General features: G+C 70.5%; 4 protein-coding genes. 2 read left to right on the top strand and 2 right to left on the bottom strand.

What is annotated here, in order from left to right:
* A partial coding sequence (locus VH969_RS14940; protein ID WP_331974405.1) for a cytochrome b occupies positions 1–1,189 on the top strand: 1,189 nt, incomplete at its 5' end.
* A 35-nt stretch (positions 1,190–1,224) separates the two neighbouring features.
* Positions 1,225–2,145 carry a serine hydrolase gene (locus VH969_RS14935; protein WP_331974407.1) on the top strand — a complete coding sequence of 307 codons (921 nt, stop codon included), beginning with the start codon at positions 1,225–1,227 and terminating at the stop codon, positions 2,143–2,145.
* A 4-nt stretch (positions 2,146–2,149) separates the two neighbouring features.
* On the opposite strand, the gene iolB is transcribed toward VH969_RS14935, so the two are convergent.
* On the bottom strand, positions 2,150–3,031 hold the full coding sequence (gene iolB, locus VH969_RS14930; RefSeq protein WP_331974403.1) for a 5-deoxy-glucuronate isomerase: 882 nt from the start codon (positions 3,029–3,031) through the stop codon (positions 2,150–2,152).
* Positions 3,028–3,605 (bottom strand): Cgl0159 family (beta/alpha)8-fold protein (locus tag VH969_RS14925; protein ID WP_422653110.1); only part of this gene is annotated, 578 nt, incomplete at its 5' end. The genes VH969_RS14925 and iolB, both read right to left, overlap by 4 nt.

Here is a 3,605-nt window from a genome sequence, read left to right as displayed (position 1 = left end):
CACCGGCTACTCGCTGCCCGACGACCTGCTGTCCGGCACGGGCCTGCGCATCGCGTCGGGCATCACGCTGTCGGTGCCGGTGATCGGCACCTGGACGCAGTGGGCGCTGTTCGGCAGCGAGTTCCCCGGCACCGAGATCCTCCCGCGGCTCTACATCATCCACGTGCTGCTCCTGCCGGGCATCCTGCTCGCGCTGATCGCGGTGCACGTCGGCCTGGTGTGGTACCAGAAGCACACCCAGTTCCCCGGTCCCGGCCGCACCGAGGGCAACGTCATCGGCGTGCGGATCCTCCCGGCCTTCGCGGCCAAGGGCGGCGCGTTCTTCGCCGTCACGGTCGGCATGATCGGGCTGCTGGGCGGGCTGTTCCAGATCAACCCGATCTGGAACTTCGGCCCGTTCAACCCGGCGCACGTCTCGGCCGGCACGGTGCCCGACTGGTACATGGGCTGGACCGACGGGCTGATCCGACTATGGCCGGCGTGGGAGGTCTATCTCGGGAACTACACGATTCCCGCGCCGTTCTTCCCGTTCATGGCCGGCCTGCCGATGCTGACCGCGATCGCGGCGGTCTACCCGTGGATCGAGCGGAAGTTCACAAAGGACTACGCCCACCACAACCTGCTGCAGCGGCCGCGGGACGTGCCGGTCCGTACGAGCCTCGGCGCCATGGCGATCACCTACTTCATGGTGGCGCTGCTGTCCGCGGCCAACGACGTGCTGGCCGACAAGTTCGACATCTCGCTGAACGCCACCACGTGGATCGGCCGCATCGGGTTGCTGATCCTGCCGCCGCTGGCCTACGCGGTCACCTACCGGCTGTGCCTCGGACTGCAGCGGTCCGACCGGCAGGTGCTGGAACACGGCGTGGAGACCGGCATCATCAGGCGGCTGCCGCACGGTGAGTTCATCGAGGTGCACCAGCCGCTCGGCCCGGTCGACGACCACGGCCACCCGATCCCGCTCGAGTACCAGGGCGCGCCGGTGCCGAAGAAGATGAACAAGCTCGGCTCGGCGGGCGAGCCGGTGGCCGGGTCCCTCCTGCGGGCCGACCCAGCGGAGGAGACCGCGGCGCTGGCCAAGGCCCGCGCGGCCCAACACGGGCACGAGCCGCGGCAGGTCGAGTCGGGCGAGTCGGAGACCGGGTCCACGATCGCGACCAGCCAGGAGGATCCGTCGAAGAAGATCTGAGGCGAGCGAGGGCAGCGAGGGCCGTCACGTTGTTCGTGGCGGCCCTGCTCGCCGTCTCCGCGTGCTCGTCGGCCGGCGGAGAGGCCCGGGCGGGGAACTTCCGCACACCGGCGCCGGCCACCTCCACGTCGTCGGCCGCCCCGTCGGCCGCGACGCCCTCGTCGTCGGCCAAGCCGAAGCCCAAGCCGCCCAAGCCGAAGAAGCCCGCGTGCCCGGACACCGGCTTCTCCTGCGACCTGCAGGCCCGCTTCGCGGCCGCGGACTCCTACGCGGACGGGCGGCCCGGCACGTCCGGCATCGTCGTCCACGACTTGCGGACCGGTGCGGTCTGGCAGAACGACCACGCGGGTGACCCGACATGGACCGCCTCGACGATCAAGCTGGCGATGGTCGTGGACCTGTTCACCCGCGAGCGCAACGGCGCGATCACGCTCACCGCCGACGACCGATCGCTGATCCGCGCGATGCTCCACACGTCGGACGACGAGGCGGCGGACAGCCTGTGGTTCAAGTACGCGGGCGCCGACCACATGACGTTCAACAACGACTTCCCGCGGTACGGGCTCACGGGGCTGCGGCCGCAGTCGGGGTACACGCAGTACTACCCGTACTGGGGCTTCCAGAAGTGCACCCCGCAGGACCTCGACCGGCTGATGACGTACGTGCTGACGAAGCTGCCGGCCGCGGAGCGGTCCTACATCGTGAACGAGCTGCGAGCCGTGGATCCGATCCAGCAGTGGGGCGTGTGGGGCGCCGGCCCGGCCGCGCGACCGGGCAACAAGGACGGGTGGTCGTCCGAGGACGGCGGCTGGGTCATGAACACGGTCGGCTTCGTCGGCGACGGCGAGCGCTACGTCGTCTCCGTGATGAACAACCTGCGCGGCGAGGGCGGCTACGACGAAGGCAGGGCCACCGTCACCCAGATCTCGAAGCTGATCTTCGGCGGCTACTTCTGACCGTTCAGCTCTCGTAGAACGGAAGCCTCGGGTCGACCTTCTCCTCGCTCCACGTCTGCCTGACCCAGGTGTGCGCCGGGTCGTCGGTGATCTGCCAGGTGCGTTCCCGGCCCGGGCCCGCCATGACGTTCAGGTAGTACATGTCATAGCCGGGCGCCGCCATCGACGGGCCGTGCCAGCCGTGCGGGATCAGCACCACGTCGTCCGTGCGGACCTCCGCCAGCACCTCGATCTCGCCCTGGCCGGACGAGTACACGCGCTGGTAGCCGACGCCCTCCCGCGCGATCTGGAAGTAGTAGATCTCCTCCAGCTCGCACTCGGTGTCCGTCTCCTCGTCGTGCTTGTGCGGCGGGTACGACGACCAGTTGCCGCCAGGGGTGAGGACCTCGCAGGCGATCAGCTTGTCGGTCTCGAACGCCTCGGGCGTGCAGAAGTTGTTGACCTGCCGGCTGCACTGCCCGGCCCCGCGCAGCTCGACCGGGACGTCCGACGCGGCCTGGTACCGCGCCGGCAGGCGGTGGCGGCACATCGCCGACGGCAGCGCGACCACCGCGCCGTCATCGGACTTCAGGACCGCGGACGCCTCACGCGGGACGTACACGAAGTCCGTGGTACCCGCGAACACGTCCTGGCGGCCCAGCAACTCGAACGTCTTGCCGTCGACCTCCACCACCACGCAGCCGCCGGACAGCGGCAGCACGAGCATCTCCGACACCTCGGTGAACACCTCGTACGGCGCCTCCGGCGACAGCGCGACCACGCGCAGCCCGGAGTAGAGCCAGTGCGCGGCGCCGGGGTTGACCATCACCCGGTGGCGGTCGTCGGAGAGCGAGCCGGCCGGGCGGTGGTAGACCGCGTCGGCCGGCTGGTGGAAGTGCTCGGTCATAGCAACCCCGCAGCGGTGTCGACGGCCCCGACGACGTTCCCGTCGGGCGGGTAGAGCAACGAGCGGCCGACGACGAGTCCCCGGACCGTCGGCAGGCGCAGCGCTCTCGCCCACCGGGCGTACGTCGCCTCCGGGTCCGCGGACACCTCACCGCCCAGCAGCAGCGTAGGCAACGTCGTCGCGCTGAGCACACGGGCCATGTCGTCCCCGCCGTCCCCGATCACCGGGACCTTCAGCCACGTGTACGCCGACGTGTGCCCGAGCGCGGCCGCGACGGTCAGCGCGGTGGTCGCGGCCTCGACGGACAGGTCGTTGCGCAGCCGCCCGTCCTCGCCGCGGCGGGACAGGAACGGTTCGACCATCGCGACGAGGCCCGCGTCGGCCAGTCCGCTGACCGCCCGCGCGCACGCCTCGAGGGTCGGCGCCGTGCGGTCGTCCTCGAGGTCGACGCGCAGCAGCATCTTGCCGCCGTCGTAGCCGAACTTCGCGATCGCGTCCACGTCGTAGCCGGTGAACCGGTCGTCGAGCTCGAACGCGGCGCCCGCTAGCCCGCCGCGGTTCATCGAGGCGAACA

The organism is Actinophytocola sp., assembly GCF_036555685.1.
Taxonomy (GTDB): domain Bacteria; phylum Actinomycetota; class Actinomycetes; order Mycobacteriales; family Pseudonocardiaceae; genus Actinophytocola.
This window is presented reverse-complemented; position numbering and strand designations above follow the sequence as displayed.

Coding starts and splice junctions, on each gene's coding strand:
- iolB (WP_331974403.1), bottom strand. CDS start 3,031: ATGACCGAGCACTTCCACCAGCCGGCCGACGCGGTCTACCACCGCCCG.